11 protein-coding genes are annotated in these 18707 nt (G+C 51.8%); all 11 read right to left on the reverse strand.

The window, feature by feature from the left end; genetic code table 11:
- Nucleotides 1–329: 329 nt before the first annotated feature.
- Nucleotides 330–6575, reverse strand: coding sequence for a Spy0128 family protein (locus KCG48_RS04870; RefSeq protein WP_211800202.1), 6246 nt, complete (start codon nucleotides 6573–6575; stop codon nucleotides 330–332).
- A 1328-nt stretch (nucleotides 6576–7903) separates the two neighbouring features.
- A complete protein-coding gene (locus KCG48_RS04875; protein ID WP_211800204.1) occupies nucleotides 7904–8359 on the reverse strand; it encodes a DUF2335 domain-containing protein in 456 nt (151 codons plus the stop codon).
- Nucleotides 8331–8558 (reverse strand): hypothetical protein, encoded by a 228-nt coding sequence (locus KCG48_RS04880; RefSeq protein WP_211800209.1) that lies wholly within the window; start codon nucleotides 8556–8558, stop codon nucleotides 8331–8333. The genes KCG48_RS04875 and KCG48_RS04880 overlap by 29 nt, the downstream gene beginning before the upstream one ends.
- 219 nt (nucleotides 8559–8777) lie before the next feature.
- Nucleotides 8778–9113 carry a hypothetical protein gene (locus KCG48_RS04885; RefSeq protein ID WP_211800211.1) on the reverse strand — a complete coding sequence of 112 codons (336 nt, stop codon included), beginning with the start codon at nucleotides 9111–9113 and terminating at the stop codon, nucleotides 8778–8780.
- Nucleotides 9114–9224: 111 nt separating this feature from the next.
- On the reverse strand, nucleotides 9225–10232 hold the full coding sequence (locus KCG48_RS14735; RefSeq protein WP_230977011.1) for an SH3 domain-containing protein: 1008 nt from the start codon (nucleotides 10230–10232) through the stop codon (nucleotides 9225–9227).
- A 3-nt stretch (nucleotides 10233–10235) separates the two neighbouring features.
- Entirely contained in the window at nucleotides 10236–10646 is a 411-nt protein-coding gene (locus KCG48_RS04895; RefSeq protein ID WP_211800213.1) for a phage holin, LLH family, read from the reverse strand.
- Nucleotides 10647–10659: 13 nt separating this feature from the next.
- Entirely contained in the window at nucleotides 10660–10983 is a 324-nt protein-coding gene (locus KCG48_RS04900) for a hypothetical protein (protein WP_211800215.1), read from the reverse strand.
- A 15-nt stretch (nucleotides 10984–10998) separates the two neighbouring features.
- The gene (locus KCG48_RS04905) at nucleotides 10999–13116 is read right to left on the reverse strand and encodes a DUF859 family phage minor structural protein (RefSeq protein ID WP_211800216.1); all 2118 of its coding nucleotides are present in this window, start codon (nucleotides 13114–13116) and stop codon (nucleotides 10999–11001) included.
- Nucleotides 13117–15552 (reverse strand): phage tail spike protein, encoded by a 2436-nt coding sequence (locus tag KCG48_RS04910; protein WP_211800218.1) that lies wholly within the window; start codon nucleotides 15550–15552, stop codon nucleotides 13117–13119.
- Nucleotides 15553–16209, reverse strand: a complete 657-nt coding sequence (locus KCG48_RS04915) for a hypothetical protein (RefSeq protein ID WP_211800220.1) — start codon at nucleotides 16207–16209, stop codon at nucleotides 15553–15555.
- Nucleotides 16209–18689 carry a hypothetical protein gene (locus KCG48_RS04920; RefSeq protein ID WP_211800222.1) on the reverse strand — a complete coding sequence of 827 codons (2481 nt, stop codon included), beginning with the start codon at nucleotides 18687–18689 and terminating at the stop codon, nucleotides 16209–16211. Before KCG48_RS04920 ends, KCG48_RS04915 begins: the two co-directional genes overlap by 1 nt.
- Nucleotides 18690–18707: the final 18 nt, after the last annotated feature.

Genomic DNA, 18707 nt, shown 5'->3' on the forward strand with positions numbered 1-18707 from the left:
GATCCAGTCCCATCAACAGTCACAGCAATACAGTCAGTGCAGCCTGAGAAACAGCGGCGGATCGAACGAAGCTAAGGCAAAATCCTGTGGGGATCTGCCTGTTTTTTTGCCTGCAGGATCTCTCTACTCTCTGCTCTCCCGCCTGCTCACTTCATTACAACGTCTTCAGCGCGCCTTAGTCATTCTTTCATCCTACTATACGCGTTTGGAAATGTAAATCAAATTTCCGTGAATTTACAAATATAGTAAAAGAGCCCTGCATAGGCAGAGCTCTTGCTACTCAAGGGATGGAGGAAGGCGGGTGAGTCCTTCCTCCGTCTTTTAAGAAATTACACGGTCTTTTGCTTTTTCAGGAGGAGAAGTCCAGCGCCTAGAAGGGTCAGTCCCAGCAGGAGGTAGAGGGCCCCACCAGCACTTCCCGTACTGGGCAGCGGCTTATTCTCCACATCCTCAATCTCCAGGACGTTGACAACTCGAAGGGTAACTTCTTCCTTGTCCGTCGTCAGGCGTACGGTTTTCGCCTCCGCATCCATGATATAGTTCTCCGGAGCCTTGGTTTCCATGACGGTGTAGCTTCCCAGGGGGAGAATCACCCTCAGAATTCCTGTCTCGTCGGTGGTACCGGTGAAGACCACCCGCTCTTCGGCATCCCGAATCACAAAGTCCACACCAGCCAGCGGTCTGTCCGCATCATCCACTTTCTCGATCTTCAATGTTCCCCGAAGGAGCCTGTTCAGGAGGTTATAGCCATCCACCGTCGATTCAAATCCCGGTACCGGAACCTCCTTCACGGTGTAACGATAGGCTTCGCCCATTTCATCAAACTCTGCCAGTTCCGGGAACTCATAGGTCCATTTTCCGTTCTCATCGGCTTTCACCACCACATCGTCATAGAGGACGCCGTTGCGAAGAAGCTGCACGGTGATGCTTTCCGGACGAAGGCCCAGATCATCCCAGGTCTTTTCGCCCTTGATGGTGATGACGGCATAACGGTTTTCAAAGAGGAGATCCTCCGGATTCTTGTCCGCCGTGGCGGTGAGGGTGCCATCCAGATTATCCTTCACGCTGATGACCAGCGGATAGACCGTTTCATCATAGAGGACTCCGTAGGCATTTTCTTTACGCTCACGGATCTCATACCCGTAGACTCCGGCTTCCGTAAACTCCAGGGCGGTGAACCCATAGGTGCCATCGGCAGCATTCTTCACCGTTTCCAGAGGCTCTTCGCCATCCTTGGCCCAAAGCTCAAAGATGAACTCCCCAGCCAGCAGCTCGCGGCCCAGAAGGGTCTTAAGCCCGGACAGGATATAGGTGGTCTTGGCTGCCATATAGGTGTTGACAAATTCCAGACCATTTTCCGGATATTCCGCAGTGGTGGTGAGGGTTCCGTCCAGATTGTCCTTCACGGTGACGGTGACCCTATACTCGGCATCGTCATAGGTTATTCCGCCTAATTCGCCCAGGACTTCCTTCACGGTATAGGTGTAGGTGCCTGCCTCGGTGTAGGTCAGCGCAGGGAACTCAATCTTTCCATCAGCATCGTTCTTCACCGTGTGGAGAAGCTCGTCCCCAGACCAGAGTTCAAAACTGAACTCCTCCGCCAGCAGCGGTCGTCCTTCCAGGGTCTTCAGCCCTTCCAGCACCGTTGTGGTGGAAGCGGCCTTGTAGATGTTGACAAATTCCACGCCACCTTCCGGATAGACTAGGGTGGCCGTGAGGGTGCCGTCCAAGTTGTCCTTGACGGTGACGGTAATCGTGTATTCCGTATCGTCGTAGGTGACACCGCCTAAAGTGCCTAGAACTTCCTTCACCGTATAGGTGTAGGTGCCCACTTCTGTGTAGGTTAGGGCCGGGAAGCTAAAACTTCCGTCGGCTTCATTCTTCACCGTATGGAGCAGTTCATCGTCGGCCCAGAGTTCAAAACTGAACTCCTCCGCCAGCAGCGGTCGTCCTTCCAGGGTCTTTTCCCCTTCGAGAACCGCGGTGGTGGAAGCGGCCTTGTATGTGTTCACAAACTCCACGCCGCCTTCCGGATAGACCGGGGTGGCCGTGAGGGTACCGTCCAGATTGTCCTTGACGGTGACGGTGATCGTAAACTCCGCATCATCATAGGTGACGCCGCCCAAGGTGCCCTCGACTTCCTTCACCGTATAGGTGTAGGTGCCAATCTTTGTGTAGGTTAGCGCCGGGAAGCTAAAGCTTCCGTCGGCTGCGTTCTGCACCGTATGGAGCAGTTCATCGTCGGCCCAGAGCTCAAAACTAAACTCATTAGCCAGCAGCGATCGCCCTTCCAGGGTCTTTTCCCCTTCCAGCACGGTGGTGGTGGAAGCGGCCTTGTAGGTGTTCACAAACTCCACGCCGCCTTCCGGATACACCGGGGTGGCCGTGAGGGTACCGTCCAGGTTGTCTTTCACGGTGACGGTGATCGTAAACTCCGCATCATCATAGGTGACGCCACCTAGGGTGCCCAGAACTTCCTTCATTGTATAGGTATAGGTGCCCACTGCTGTGTAGGTGAGCGCTGGGAAGCTAAAGCTTCCATCGGCTGCGTTCTTCACCGTATGGAGCAGTTCATCGCCGGCCCAAAGTTCAAAACTGAACTCCTCCGCCAGCAGCGGTCGTCCTTCCAGGATCTTTTGCCCTTCCAGCACGGTGGTGGTGGAAGCAGCCTTGTAGCTGTTCACAAACTCCAGCCCGCCCTCCGGATAGACTGCCGAGGCCACCAGGGCGCCCTTCAGGTTGTCCGTGACGGTGATGGTGATGTCGTAGGTCATTTCGTCATAGGTAATTCCGCCTAAAGCGCCCTTCGTTTCCTTCACCGTATAGGTGTAAGTGCCCGCCTGGGTGAACTTCAGTGCTTCGAAGGCAAAGCTTCCATCGGCTTCATTGACCGTGGACTGCAGGGCTGCCATGCCGTTCTTTTCCCAAAGTTCAAAGGTGAACTCGCCCGCCTTCAGCGGTCTTCCCGATAGGGTCTTCTCCCCTTCCAGGATCAGGGTAGCCGGTGTTGGCCCATAGGTATTTTCCACTGTGACCTGATCCGGCGTAACTTCGGCCTGAAGCTGTCCATTGCCATCATCGGTGACGGTGACGGTGACAGCCTTTTCTTCCAGGTCGTAGTTCACGCCACTGAGGCTTCCCGCCACTTCGGAAATGGTGTAGTGATAGACGCCTGCCTGGGTGAAGGTTTGAGCCGGGAAGCTAAAGCTTCCGTCTGCCTGGTTCTTCACTGGGCTTCCCACCACATCCCCAGCCTCATCCTTCAGGATAAAACTGAACTCTTCCGCTAGAAGAGGTCTGCCGGTGAGGATCTTCTCGCCCTTCAGGGTCACATCCACGGACTTTGCTTGATAGGCGTTGGTAAACTTCGGAAGCTCAGGAGAAACGGCGGCCTTCAGCTGTCCCTTTCCGTCATCGGTGACGGTCACCGTGACTTCATGGATGACGGCATCATAGGTCACACCACCTAAGGTTCCCTGGACTTCTTCCAGATAGAGCTTGTAGGTGCCTGGGGCATCAAAGGACCAGGCGGGGAAGGTAATCATGCCGTCGGCACCATTTGTCACGGAAAGTCCCAGCTGAGCTCCTGCGGCATTGCGCAGTATAAAGCTGAACTCTCCCGCCTTCAGAAGGCGGCCCGTCAGGTGCTTTTCGGCCTTCAGTTCCACAGAAACCGCCTTGGCGGTATAGGTATTGGTAATCTGGGTAAGTGTCGGATTAACTGTCGACTGAAGCTTGCCGTTTCCGTCATCGGTGACGGTGACGGTGAGGGTCTTCGGGGTCAGATCGTAGGTGACGCCGCCCAGAGTACCCGGATTTTCCTGAAGGGTATAGGGGTAAACCCCTGCAGCATCCAGAGTTACTTTCGGAAGCAGAATCTTTCCGGTGGCATCATGGGTGTATACCCCTAAAGTCTCCCCTTGGGGCCCCTTTAACATAAAGCTGAACTCTCCTGCGGTGAGGGATCTTCCCTGCAAAACCTTCTCGGCTTCCAGGGAAACTTCCACAGGTGCAGGGGTATAGGTGTTGGTGATGACCACGGGGAGGGTCTCCACCGTCGCCTTTAGCTGACCTTTTCCGTCATCGGTGACGGTGATGGTCACGGTTTTCTTCGTCAGATCATAGGTGATGCCAGGAACGGTGCCCGGGATCTCTTCGATGGTGTAGGTATAGACGCCTGTCTTGGTGAAGAGGATCTGGGGGAAGGAGAACTCGCCCAAGGCATTATGGGTCACGGAAGTGCCCACAGCAGCTCCATCCTTGTCCTTCAGAAGGAAACTGAACTCTCCGCTCTTTAAGGGGCGGCCAGTGAGGCGTTTTTCGCCCTGGAGGGTGACCCCCACAGGCTTGGCTTCATAGGTATTGGTGAAGGTCAGGGCTAAGGGATTCACCACGGCCACCAGTTCCCCTTCGCTGTTCTGGGTCACGGTGACCTTCACGGTCTTCACCGAAGGATCATAGGTGACGCCACCCAAGGTGCCCGCCACTTCCCGGACACGGAAGGTGTATTCGCCGGGTTGTCCAAACTGGATTCCCGGGAACTGGAAACTGCCGTCGGCAAGGTTGGCCACCGCCTGTCCCAAGGGATTTCCGGAAAGATCTTCCAGCACAAACTGGAATTCTCCCGCCTGAAGAGCACGGCCTTCCAGAACCTTTTGTCCGCGGATGACTGCCGTCACCGCCGAAGGCTGGTAGGTATTGCGGATGATCACCGGAGGAGACAGGACCACGCCATGGAGTTTCCCCTGAAGATCATCGGTGACGGTGATTGTCACGGGGTAACTCACCGGATCATAGGTGATGCCGCCTAAAGCGCCCGGAACTTCCGAGACGAAATAGGTGTAGACGCCCGCTTTATCCAGACTAAGTTCCGGGAACCGGAACAGGCCCTGGGCATCATGGGTCACAGGGTTCCCCACGGGATATCCCTGGGCATCCTTCAAGACAAACTGGAATTCTCCCGCTTTCAGGGGTCTTCCCGTGAGGACTTTCAGCCCTGTAACGGAAACCTGCGCGTTTTGGGGGAGATAACGATTGACAAAATGGATACCCCCTTCAGGAATCACCGGTGTAGCCACCAGATTTCCCTGAAGGTTGTCCGTGACGTTCACCGTAATGGTGTACTCCTTGGCATCATAGGTTATGCCCGGAAGGGTTCCCTTTCTTTCCCGCACCACATAGGTGTAGGTTCCAGGGACCTGGAAGGTCAGCGCATCAAACTGGAAGGTTCCTCCAGAGGTATTGGAGGCGCTGTCCAACAAGATATCCCCAGCAGCATTGTAGAGTTCATAGATAAACTCATCTGCCAGGAGTGGTCTTCCCGTAAGAGTCTTCGTCCCCGATAGGGTCAGAGACGCCGGCAAGGCCTCATAGCGGTTCTGGAAGGTAAAGCTTCCCACGGGAGCGGAAACGCTGGTGGAAAGGACACCCTTAAGATTGTCCGTCACCGTTACGGTGACGGGATACTCGCGAACATCATAGGTGACTCCGCCTAAAGTTCCTGCCGTCTCCTTGACGATGTAGCGGTAGGTCCCTGCGGCAGTATAGGTCTGGGAGGCGAAGGTAAAGGCACCCAAATCGCTGTTGGTCGTTACCGCCAGCGGTGTGGCAGAGCCCAGGGCATAGAGGGCAAACTGGAACTCGCCCGCCTTCAGCGGTCTTCCCGAAAGGGACTTGGTCCCGGAAAAAGTCACAGAAATCGGCTGGGGAACATAGGTATTCACCGCCTCCAAGGCGCTCCCCGGATACGTGACCACATAGCCGTCGGAGGTTCTGGCCCCGTCACTCAGAACTTGTCCGTTTTCCAGTTCCCGAACATAGTAGCTGGTAAAACGCTCACCAAACTTCGTGGTGATGGGCACTTGGAAGGTTCGGGAAACTCTGGCCCCGCTGACATTGGAGGTCAGGGTCAGGGGCGTAATCACCTGATCATTGACATCATAAGCATCCAGACGATAGACTCCCGAAGGGGCAACGCCAAAGATGGCAAAAGACGCCGTCTTTCCGCTGGCGATGCTGCCGCCGGTCCAGATCTTTCCGATGGTGACAGGATTCGTCACCAGATCAAAAATAATGTCTCCGCCCAGGTTATGGCCTCCGCCCTGCCCTTCCACGAAGATGCTGAGGGTACCCTGAAGCTGAGCCCGGGGGAACGTAAAAATGGTAAAATGGCTATCTTTGGTGTTGCCATTAAGAAGGTCCGGTGAATAGAACGTCCCATCAATGCTAATGCGAGTGCCCGCCAGATACTCCCAGCGGCTCACCGAGGGAACGGAAACCATGCCACCCGCGGTATTCACCTGCATGGTCATGGCCTTCACCGTATGAGTCGAAGAGATCACGGCATACAGGTAATCCCCGCTGACCCATACCAGGCCATCCACACTGGTGTGACTGTTGGTCGAGTCTCCGTAGAAAATATCCACCACCTGATACCCAGGATCGGAGGTGAAGGTCGTGGGACCCTCCGCACCGCTGACCCGAGTGGAGAACTGGAAATTCGGCAGAACGAAGCTAAGCAGCAGCAAAACCGCAACGAAGGTCCTCCTCAGTCTGTTCTTTGTCAATTTACTCACCCTTTCATGTTTGCTCGAGTAACACTCGAAAATAACGACAATATTAAACATTTCATGTCTATTCTGCGACAACTTTGAATTTGCTTTATATTCTAACTCTAATTATAAACGATTTCCGACATTATTCACGTCTTATTCGACAAAATTCACAGTAATTCCATATAATCCCTGTGAACACTCGCCGGTACTTTTACGATAAAATAATAGCTATTGAATAATCTTCCCGCGGATGATGTCGAATAATTGCACCCATATATTTTACCCATAGTTATCTGTAATTTATCCTGCACACTCCACAATCCTTCGCCTTGACGCCCTTTATTTCCCAGCTTTAATGGAAATAATACTTTTATGGCGACTTCTTAAAAAATCTCTCTTGAAAATCATTCTCATCTTTCCTTTCTCTATTCTTCACCCATTTCAGCAAATCCCGATTAATCCGCCGGCAGAAAACGAATTTCTTCCTCACTCCGACAATATATTCAGATCCCAGCCCCTCTATACCGGTTTTATTCAGAAAAGCGCATGCTCATCCCCATCCCCTTCCGGTGATTTTTTGTACTGCTGAGTTCATTTTTTATTCATAAACCATAGAAAATACTCTTTTGCATGAAATTATCTGCTAAAAAAATGAAAAGAGCGTAAAAGCAACCCCTATAATTCCCCTCAGATCACCCCCTATTCGACAGATCAGTGAGCTGCTAAATCGATTAAACTTAAAACTCCATACAAAAAGGCTGGCCAACCCGGAGTTTCCTCCGGGGGCCAGCCTTCCAAGCATGATTAGGGTGAGTAATATCAAGTGCCAAACATGCCTAGTCTTGATGCGCTCTAAATAGCATGGTTGTGCGATTCTTATTTTTTGTCAAAATCCAAATTATACCTTATTAGTCTTCGTTTTGTTGACTAATAGTTGACCAATTGCACAAAATCAAAATACGCGCAGAAAATAGCGGCATCCTTAGTGGACGCCGCTATTACTCACTTATATGTCCTGGTTACCATCCTTCTTTATCTCCAAGTACAGTTTTCGCCAGAACATGTCTTGTGACTCCACAGACTCTCTTACTTTAGGCCGCAGAGAGGTATAGTCTGTTTGTACTTCTTCACAGCAGTAAATGTATCTGATCCCCATCAGTTCTTCTAGGTCATTCTCCTTCGAGCAATAATAGCATCTCATCTAGTCACCTCCTCATAACTAAATTATGCGAAGATCCAGAGAAAAGCATTAAGCACAAAAAAAAATAAACCGGATCGACTCCGGCTTATACTTTGCTATGATATAGGGGATAGCACCCCTATCAGCCCCGCACATAAGTGTGGGGTTTTTAATCGTCTTCTTTTTCACTCAACTGCTTCCTGGCCGCTCGCTTTCCATAAACTGAGGTTCCAAAGAATGTAAATGCTGTAGTTACTATAACAACTATTCCTTGAATATTTTTATCGTTTAGTAACAGTACAGTACCACAAATGATCGCCGAGGTAGCTATAGCTCCAGCAATATAGGTTCCAGCAATACTTTGCTTGTTTCTGGAAAAAATAAATGCTTTTTCAATTTGCTGTCTATGCGTAGATTGATTTTCAGCCATCGATAGGATTCTATCTGCAGCTCCCGGGCAAATTTCTTCGTATTTTTCAAAAATTTCTGGTGGAGGTAAGGGCCCCGAGAATTCACTTCTTTCCTCTAAAACCGCTCGTCCGGTAAGAGTCTCTATAGCACCTTTCTTCTCTGTTACTTTATGGTTACGATCGCCTCTATTTTGCAAATTCCTTTTCCCACTCATAAAAAGCTTCCTTCAAATCCTTCCCCGCCATTTCAAAATCAGCCTTCATCGCTTTCATATCTGCCTCATTAGACGATGCGGAATCATTAATTGTGCTGTTATCAGGAAATAGATCAAAAGCAGATGCCACTCCAGATGCAAAAGATGGGATTGCAAACAATCTGAATGTTTTACTATTCTTAATCTTATAGTCACCCATTTCTTTCACTCCTTTCATATTAAAGGTATCATAGTATTCTTAAGAATAATTATAATTAAGAAAACTTTACTTTAAATTAACTTTTTGCGTGATGTTTATTTTATCACTAATTTATTTGCGTTTCAAGAATAATCGAAGCGCCTCTTTAATCCCTCTTTAGACGCTTCGATTGTTTCTTTTATTGAAATGACGGTCTTATTTGTCTCAATAGAGTTCTCATTAATATGTTTTCCCTAAAAGCTGAACCTCTAGCATGGCTGTAATCTCATATCCTATAGATCTAGCCAAGGCGTGCATCACTGGATCCTGATAACGTTCAACGACAGCCTGCACACAGTCCATGGCGGCAGCTCGGTAGATCTCCCGGGTTGAGACGTCACTCTCCGGGGTGTACTCGGTTAAATCATTAGCGCTGCACTTGATCTTAACCTGGGGAACCTTGAAATACACCAGTAATACCTCTCCAGCTACGGCCTGGATCTCTCCTATGCCGTAGTGCTTGTATTCCTCGTTCTCCCCAGTGTATACCACCGGCATCCCAATGACATAGGTCATGTGCATCTCCTCCTCGCGCGTATACGCCCTCCTGGGGCGTTTTTGCTGTTATAGGGTTCTCGTCCATTTATCGCCGAAAAACTCCACTCGCTTTGAGCCTGCGGCGAGTTGCTACACTCTTTCGGTGTAGTCAAGGTTGATCCATCCGGCTCCGCTTTTGAGCTGTCCCCAGCCGTCCTTTTCGCCCACGATGGTGTAGACCTGTCCCAGGCGGATGGTGGTTGCGATTGGGTGGTTGATCCCGGGTCCTTTTCGCACGTTAAGGGCGTAGGCCGTAACCTTCACCAGGTACTCCGTAAAGGCAGGTGCTGCTGGAGTAGCTTTGCTGTACGCCACGAACTTGTCGCCTGTCGTGATAAACAGGCCGCTCTTTAGGCGATAAAACTGGCCATCTGTGGTGATTCCGGTGACCGTGAATACTTCCCCGGCTTTGACCACATGGTCCACAGCGTCCTGCTCGAAGCTCGGGGCCTTCCTGGCATTGACGCCGTCTGCGCCGGTGTAAATGATCTTTACTGTTCCGGCCAGGTCCTTGATGCCCGTTGCAGGAGCAGGTGCTACCTTCTTTTTGAGTTTAAAGGTCTTGACCAGGGCGCGGGTGATGGCGTCCGCAATGGCGGGCTTATTGTCGATGATCCATTTTGCCGTGGTCGGGTTGTCGTGGAAGTCCACCTCCAACAGAACCGGCTTCAGGTCCTTCTCGAATGGCTCCCTGATCTCTCCGGCTCCGGCTCCCTTAAACAGGGTCATGCCGTCCACCACCTGGCTGTTGCGGTTCTCCTTGTTCGGATTGATTGCATTGAGCTCTGCGATCAGGTTTGTGGCCAGGGTCTTAGTCACGGATGCCTTAGGATGATAGAAGGCCACAGCCCCCTGAGCCTTGCCAGCTCCTCCAGCATTGGAGTGCAGCGCCAGATAGTGGGTGCAGCCCTTTGCCTTAGCCTCGTCATCTCGCTTGTTAATATCATAGCTCAGTGTTGCCATGACCAGGTCGATCTCGTAGTCCTGGAGGCGGGCCTGGACCAATTTGGCCAGGGCCTCCATCTGGATTTTTTCGGTGGTGCTGCCCACGGCGTATTTGTTCGCGGGCTGGTTTGAAGGGCTCAGGTAAAGTTTCATGAATTATTCCTCCTTGGTTACGTTGTAGGGGATCCCGAATCCAGGGTCAATCTCTGCCGGGGTGGCGGGGGTGTTATTGAAAACAATGCTTCCGGCGGGTTTGCTGAGGGTCAGGTTATGGACAAAGGCTTCAATGAGAACCTGGAGCTCCTCCTCGGTTACGGTGAGGCCGCGTTGGTTGATCCAAATTAAAACCTTGGCTTTGGCCAGCTCGAATTTTTCCTCTGGCTTCAGGTCGATGCCGATTTGCTCTACAAATTCGACGGTCGCCTTGATGAATTGCATCAGCCGCTCCTGGTTGTCCTTGTCGATCCGGGCGTCAAAAAACGCCTTGATTTTGGTGGCCAGGTAGCCGGCGATGGCGGTCAAAATGATCATGATGTAAGGGGTGATCTGGGTCATTAATTCTTCCATTTTTGGTCCTCCTTTATTTGGCAAGAATGGGAAAAACGGCGTATAGAATATAGGCGACTACAATGCCAATAATTACGCCCTCGACTTGGCTCAGGCGTCGTTCCTTTTTTGTGCGCTCTGCTTTGATGGGTTCTTCGTAATGGTCACTAAATCGGGCCTTGGTCAAAAGCTCGACGTTGCCGTCTATTTTGTCTACGGCCTTCCGGGTGTATTCCATGTCTTTTTTCATGAGCTCCATGTTCATCTCGAGGGCGTTCTGGCCTTGTTTCAAGCCGTCCACCTCCCTCCAGATCTCTTTAATTTCGCCCTCTATCTGGTCAATGCGTTGTGGATCCATGTCCCACCTCCGTGTTTATGCTTTATTCTCAAGTGCGCTTAATCTAGCCTCTAGAGCATCAATGGTTGCCTGCTGGGTGCTGATTTTGTCGTTTAATTGCTGGATGGCTCGGGTGACCGCTGGTAAAATTTTTGATACGTCAGGCGAGAGCATTTCGGTCCCGTCGGTCTGCAAAACGCCGTATACAAACGCCGGGTCGATGGTCTGCAGCTGCTGCGCGATGTAACCTACATCGTCCAGCTTGTGTCCGTCCCTCCAGTCGAATTTTTTGTGTTGAATGGCCATGACTTTTGCGAGGCCGTCGTCGTCGAAATCTCGAATATTTTTTTTCAGGCGCTCGTCGGATACGAAAATTGTTACACCGTAAGTGGTGCCGTTCGTGTCGAAAATCGCCATATAATTCGATGCGGGTACGTTGTGGAATTGTTTAATATTATTTGCCCATGGCAGGTAGTCAGTCCCGACCCGGGGAGCCTGTTTGAAAATGATGTTTGCAGCGGCATCCAATCGAATCTCCCAGCCCTCAACAATCAAGGTTCCGTGACCGTCCGTAGTGTCACCACCGGTGGTTATCAATCGAACATCATAGTCAGTACCGGTTCCTGCGCTGTGAAAGTCTATATATGACAATCCAGCCAGGTCCTGGTTGCCGATCTCGATGCCGGCGTTGCCTTGTAGCTGCTCAAGAAGGAGCTTTGTGTCCTGGCCGCGGTTTTGGATCAGCATATCTCCGAAAAGTTCCAGCATTGCTAGTCCCTCGTACACTTTTCCGATGGCCAGCCCTTGACCGTTTGCGGCAAAGTCGATCAGGGTGAATGCTGCGCCGACCTGGAAAATCTGCGCGACGGACCCGAAGTAATCCGTTATGGTCAGCCTTATATCATATGCAAAATCAAGGCCTAGGAGGGCGGTGGCGGAAAGGTAGGATGAATTGAGCGCGTAGACGTTCCCGGAGGAGGCCTGGATCCAGGTAGTGTCTGCCTGCTTTTTGTACTCGATTTTGTAACTCTTACTATTTTTGTTTCCGACCGGGGCTATGGAAAAATTCATGATAGCTTTCATGTAATTTCCATCGTCGTTATCCTCTACTCCTGCAGAGGTGGCTCTCAAAACCTTAAAGTCGGTAATTGTCGGGGTGTAGTAGTCCACCACGGTTACGGTCGAGCTATGGGTTGCGGTGCGTCCTCGGCTGTCTGTTACGGTGACCAGCACGGTTACGGTTCCGGCGCTCGTAAGCTCGGCAGTGGTGGCCGGGTTTCCGGTGTATGGGGTTCCCAGGACCTCGGTCCTGTATGCTGCGATGGTGCTGCCGTAGGCTCCGGCGGCGGTCGTGGTCACGGTGAGTTTTGATTTGTTTTTTACAAACGCTGCAAACTGCGCAGCCAGTCCAGCTACGGCCTCAGCGATGGCCACCTGGCTGATCGTGGGCCGAAACTCCGCCGTGTCCGGGACGTTTCCTGTAAAGTTGAGGATGGTGGACCCGATGAAGGTTGTCCCGCTGTAGGTCTCAATGAGGAGCCGGCCTCCTCCTGAGAGGCTATTCGGTATGTTGTTGGCATAGCTCTTTGGAACGGTCCAGGCCAGCGATGTGGCCACCTTCCCGCCCGTTGTGAGCTTTGTCCAGGCTCCTGCGTACCAGTCAACATAAACCTCATGTGTAAAGGCTGTTGATGCCCTGGCGATGTTGATCGTCACGGCGTCGCCCAGATTGGGGGAGGCATTGGACAGGGATCCGGAGGAGGCTCTGGGGATAGTGGTCAAGGTCATTGTTCCGGATCCGCTGGCGTTTCCTGTTGGCTGATTGTTTGTCCAGGTGATTCCGATTTCCTGGGTAAAACTAAACGGCATATTGGGTTTGGTCCCATCGCTGTTGTGGGGTACGTTGACCGTTCCGGAGGCGATGATCTTGTCGCCACTGCCGCCGATGGTCGTTGTTCCGCTGGCCACGGTCACTCCGTCGATCTTGACGGCGTATGCCTTGGCCGATGAGGATGAGACATAAGAGGGCCGATGCAACACCAAGGACCAGGCGATGGTGCTGTAGTTTTCGGCGATATTTTGAGATTGCTGATTGACGATGAGCTCCACAGTCGGTGCGTATGCGATGCCGCTGGTCCAGGTTATACTTGCCATTTATGTCACCTTCCTGAATGATAAATTTCCGTTGTCCCGCGGTACAAAGGCATAATTGCCGATGCGCAGGCTCTTTACGATGTGGCCGTCGTTTATGTAGAGCTTTTGGGTTTGGGCTTCGTTGCTCAAATAAGCGACCTCCACGCCGTCCTGGATGAAGCAGATGCGGTTGTTTCGGATCTCCAGGATGAAAGGGTTTGCCACCTGTCCAAGGATGATCTTACCGTCGATGAATCGGATGTGCTTTTTGATCTCGGAGAATTCTGATTTGGTGTCCCCGTCCAGCTTTGTGACCCGCTCGTCGTAGTTGGTAAACTCCAGGTTGAAATCCTCGGCCGTCTGAGTGATGGCCAGGGAAACTTCTTCCTTGTAGGTCTCCAGGTCTGTCTTGGTGGTGTATGTCTTGGCTATCTCCCTGGTGATCGCTTCGGCGCTTTCCGTGATGGCCGTGTTCAGTGCCGTGGTGGCGGTGTTTACGACATCCACGGTGTTCTGTTCTACATCCTCCGGTGCCGGAGTGTAGTCCGTGGCGATGTTGCCTCGTTCGATTTTAACGTTTTTAACACTTGGGAATCTTCCAGTTCCGTATGTTCCATAAAACGCAAGGCTTGTAATAGACGCTGAAGCATTGTTCAAGGTCACCTCAACCGTCATCGAATAGCGAGCATATTCCGTTGTTGCTGAGAATATTTTTTGCGGGAAGTTATATTTGATTTCAGAAGCGGCTCTATCCGCACAATAGACTTGAATATTTCCGGCAACCGGGGATTTCATGTCAAAACTTATCGTAAATTGACCGACCCCGTGTTCATCAAATACGCTTGCTATGTTCGCGTACTGTAAATATTCCGTAAGCGATACCTTTTCCGCGCTACTATTCAACAACAAATTCCGTCCTCCGACTTTGACATTGTCGTACAGCGGGGACCATTGATAGTCGGCAGCGTTGGTGCTTTCCGTGGATGTTGTCTTGTTATGGGCCAAGCCAAGGAACCTCTTTCCCGTCGGGCTGTCGCTCATGCCGGTGCCGGTGATCGTGTCCGCGTACTTGACCCAGGTGTAGGTCGTGACGCCATTTGCTCCCGGGGCTCCAGGGAGTCCATCTGTACCTTTAATGAGGGACCATGAATAGTCCGCGTAAGTGGTGGACTCGGTGGCCGTCGTCTTATTGTAGGCGATGCCCATGTAGGTCTTGCCGTCTGGAAAATCACTCATCCCGCTGGTGGGGGTGTCGGCGTACTTGACCCAGGTGTAGAGCGTCTGCCCATCAGTTCCGGGCGGTCCTGGGATTCCTGGAGGACCCGGTTCTCCCTGTGGCCCGGGTGGACCTGGGGTGAGTTGAATATTCTTGAGGCCCAGCTCGGTCTGAAACTGCTTTTCGGTGAGGCTGGTATACTCCGCGCCGACCGTGATGATGTTGTTCTCCGGGTTCATGAGGTCGATGTCCATCTGGCGGATCAAATAAAAATCGCCTAACTGGTGGGCCTGGCTCTCCACCTCGACATATTCAAAAATGCGGAACTCGTCGATATTGACATCGATCATACTAAGATCCACGGCTGTCAGCTCGATGGTGTTTAATTGCAAAATAGATTGAGCTAAAGCTTGGTTTGCCTTGGTTAAGAGATTTGACGGTACCGTGACATCGTCGAAGCGGATCATCTTAAATATCCATCCGTACTGATCCACCGCATCCGGGTTGTAGACATAGTCCACTCCACCATTAACAGTCTTGATGTCCACCCTGTACTTTGAACCGTCTTCATTCTCTAGCTCCGCACCGATGGGAATGATCGCGGTGGCGATGGTGTCTCCGCTGCGCTCCTGCTTTACCTTGAGGAGGTTCTCCCCGAGACGGATCACCTGGTCGCTACGGACGGTAGAATCGGTCAAATAGTCAATGTAGTTGATCCCGCCGGTCCTGCGGATGATGATGTATCCGCCCAAAGTCCCCAGAAGCTTGCTTTCGATTTCCTGCCAGGTATTTGGGAAGTCAGAATTTCCGCGGGTGATGTAATTGTTCGGGTCCGTGACCGTGATCGTCCCCAATGTGAAGTGCTTGCTTGCCTCCACCTGGGCGTTGTGGTCTGTGATGAGCTTTGTCAGATAGTCCGAGATGGATCCCTGGAAAGAGTAAGGTCGGACCAGGCTGTCATTGAGCATGGCCAGGTCGCCTTCGCAAATGATGTCTTTGGCGTTCCATGTGTCCAGCTCGTCCTCCAAGGGGCGCCCTCGGAAAATGAGGACGCCGTCCTGGTAAACTTCTACCACGGATTTCAGCTTTTTGATTTGGTTGTAAAGGGGGTGCCGAGGTAAAATGCGAAACGCCAAAGTTCCGGCCTTGTTGACCTCCAGCTTGACCTTCGGTTCCTCGATCTTGAGCTCCTCCACCCGCGGGTCCCAGAGGATTTGGTTGTCCAGCTTTATGGTATACATTTAAATCGCTCCTTCCTGGTACTCGATGGAGTAGGTTGTCCCGGCTGCACCAGTGATCGTGATGGGGTTCTGGCCCTCCTTGAAGATGATGCTGGTGGTTTGCCATGTTCCAGTGCTGAGGTTGTAAGTGTTGCCCTCGAAAGCGATGGACACGGCTCCGCTCACCGTAATCTTCGGGATGACCCGTTTTCGGCTATTGCTGCAGCTGAGGGTTATCGATCCGCCGGCTCCAATTGATCCCGAGTAGATGGTCGGGTCCAGCTTGTATTTGTAAGGATCGCATACTGCCTCTATCTCAAGTTTTCCGATGATCCCGTTTGCCTTAAAGCTCGATATGGCCATGCGGCCGTAGTAATAGTGCTGATCGTCATCCGGGAGGATGATCTTCCGCTTTTTGCCGTGGATGTAGGATCCAATGGCAGAGAGAAGATCTGCGCGCTCCGCCGGTGGGCAGAGCATGTCAAACTCAAAGGTGCCCTCCCTGTCCTCCAGGGAGACGTCTCCGTATATGGCCTCAGTGAGGTCAATGGATCCGTCCCCGATGGGCAGGTCGATATATTTTGTCTTGACCTTGGGAGGCTCCATCTCCTGGGCGGTAAGGATGAGATCCCAATCGTCAGCAGTGTGGAGATTGTCAAAGATTATTCCTCGTCGCATTAGATTCCTCTCTCCCTTCGTGCGCTATTTTTGCCGAGCTCCCTGTTTACCCCTGGGGCTACGGCTCCAACAATGGCGCCCGTGTCCATGACAAGCTGCATCTCATTCTCAAGGTGTGGCAGGTATTGCGCCAAGATGGCGATCATGCTGTCAATCTTCCCGGCCAGGCTGCCGTTGTCTCCAAGGCTGGACCTGACGCTCTCCAGCTGCGTGCTTGGGCTGACCAGTGGGTTTCCGTTCATCATGTTGACCATCTGCGGGGTTCCGGCATCCATGACCTGGGCTGTCAAGTCGTCCATGGCGTCCACGGCCTTGCTGGCGTCCGCTTCGATTCCGACGGCTATGCCCTGGGGCATCATTTTTCCGACTTCGTCTCTTAGCTTTGTGGCGGGGGAATGGATCCCCAGGAACTTTTTCACACCCTTGACGGCCATGTCCACCACTTCTTTCGCGGCGTTCGCGAGGCCTGCGGCAGCGCCCAGAACGCCTTCTTTTATGCCGTCGATGATCGCTTTTCCCACGGTCTGGTAGTTGTAATTTTTAAAGGCATTGATCAGTGATGTGATGATTGTGGGGATCTGTTTGAGTAGGTCTGGGATGGCCTGGACAAGTCCAAGGGCCAACATCACCATGATCTGCACCGACGCCTCAATGAGTTTCGGAAGGTTCCGGCTAATAGCCTCGACGAGCTTGGCAATAATGACCGGCGCCTTGGACAAAAGCTGCGGCATAGCCTTAAGCAAGCCGTCCGCGAGGGCCATCATAATGGCGATGGCTGCATCGATCAGCATGTCTATGTTCTCGACCAGGCTGTCCACCAGAGTCAGGAGGGCGTCGATGGCCGCCGGGATGAGGGTTGGTAAGTTCTCCGTGAGACCCTGGGCCAACATCATGATGATGGTGATGGCGGCTGTCAAAATAAGTGGAAGGTTATCCATGAGTGCCTGCGTAAGCATGAGTAAAATGGTCATCCCGGCTGCGATTAACTGCGGAAGCATCCCGGTTATTCCACCGATGATCTTTGTAAGCAGATCAGCTCCGATAGCTATTAGCGCAGGTAGATTGTCCATGATGGCCGTGACCAGGGTGTCCACGATTATCCATGCGGTCTCGATGATCTGACCGATTTCTCGGAGGAGCACATCCGCAATTTTCGGGATAATTTGCGCTATGAACTCCAGGAATATCGGGAGCAGCTCATCTGCTAATTCCATGATCGTGTCGGTAAGCGCTGGAAGCACATCGAAAAGACTAGCCGCTATGCGCTGAATGACCGGGATGAGGTTCGACAGGACCGCCTTGATGCTGTCTGCCAGACTTTGGGAAAGCTCGTCCAGGTTGGCGTTCTCGTCGGCCAGGCCTGAAATGAAGTTTCCATAGGCGGATTTCATCTGCCCGATGGATCCAGATATGGTTTCCGATGCTTCCTTGGCGGTGGTGCCGGTGATTCCCAGCTCCGTTTGTACAACGTGTATGGCCTGATATACGTCATTCAGGTTGTTTATGTCGTACTTGACCCCGGATAGGGCGGTAGCGTCTTTCAGCAGCCGCTCCATTTCCGTTTTGGTTCCGCCGTAGCCTAATTTCAAGTTGTCGAGCATGGTGTAATTTTGCTTGGCAAATCCCTGGTATGCATTTTGGATGTCTGAAATATTAGACCCCATCTTATTAGCGTTGTCTGCCATGTCAATGATGGCCATGTCCGCCACCTGCGCTGCCTTTGCCGTATCGCCGTTTAGCGATTGCAGAAGGCTAGCGCTGAAAGAGGTAACCTGGGACATGTAGTCGTTCGCTGTGATTCCGGCGGCCTTATAAGCTTCGTTTGCATACTCCTGGACCGCTTTGGCGCTGTCCTTGAAGATGGTTTCGACACCGCCGACCAGCTGCTGCGTTTCTGCGTAGCTTTCCACCGCGGCTTTCCCGATGTTAAATACACCGGTAACCATGCCCTTTATGGCTCCGCCGATCTTCTTAATCCCTCCGATGATAGCTTCGCTGATCAGATTCGCCTTGATGATGTCTCCAAGTTTGAGAGTCTCGGTTCCAGCGCCCTTTGCACCTTTGCCCACGTCTTCCATACCGTCTGCCACTTTCTTTACCTGGCCACCGGTTTCATTGAACTCTTTCTGCTGGTCCTCTAGTTTTCCGAGTTTTTGCTCAGTTGATATGATTTCACGCTGAAAATCACGGTATTGGTCGGATGTGATCTCCCCTTTATCAAATTGCGCCTGGACTTGACCTTGCGCATCTTTCAAAATCGCAAGTTTTTTCTTGGTTTCTTCGATAGTTTCGTTTAGGATCGTTTGCTTCTGTGCAAGCAGCTCAACGTTCTTTGGGTCCAACTTTAAAAGACTCTCTACACCTCGAAGCTCACCCTGCAGTTCTCCTGCCTTAGCGCTAGACTTACTGATCGCTTTATCCAGTTTAGTAGAGTCGCCGCCGATCTCGACCGTGATTCCTGCGATTTTTTTCTTTGCCATTTTTTCACCTCTTTTCGG

The organism is Proteiniclasticum sediminis, assembly GCF_018128025.1.
GTDB classification, from domain to species: domain Bacteria; phylum Bacillota; class Clostridia; order Clostridiales; family Clostridiaceae; genus Proteiniclasticum; species Proteiniclasticum sediminis.